General features: G+C 45.5%; 1 protein-coding gene. It reads left to right on the top strand.

The window, feature by feature from the left end:
* Window positions 1-122: 122 nt before the first annotated feature.
* Window positions 123-321: DUF4314 domain-containing protein (locus tag OCV67_RS13595; RefSeq protein WP_147644425.1), on the top strand; the 199-nt coding region annotated here is incomplete at its 3' end.

Genomic DNA, 321 nt, shown 5'->3' with positions numbered 1-321 from the left:
TATGTCAGCTTCTGGAACGACAGCAACGACTGGTCGCTGCAAACAGGAGAAGAAATGGAATTGTCTCAAGTTGAGAAACTCACGGAAGAACCCGGTATGAGCATGACGATGTGAGGTGAATTATGTACAACAGAAGAAAAGTTGAAATGATGAAAGAAAGATACCCCAAAGGCACAAGAATATGCCTTGACAGCATGGAAAACGATCCACAGCCGATTCCATCAGGCACAAAAGGAACGGTAATTGCAGTTGATGACGCCGGTCAGTTATTAATGAAATGGGACAACGGACGTTCCCTTTCTCTCATTCCCGGCGAGGACA

Origin of the sequence: Porcipelethomonas ammoniilytica (assembly GCF_025567485.1) — a bacterium.
GTDB lineage: Bacteria > Bacillota > Clostridia > Oscillospirales > Ruminococcaceae > Porcipelethomonas > Porcipelethomonas ammoniilytica.
The sequence above is the reverse complement of the archived record's forward strand: the minus strand, read 5'-3'. Positions and strand labels throughout refer to the sequence as shown.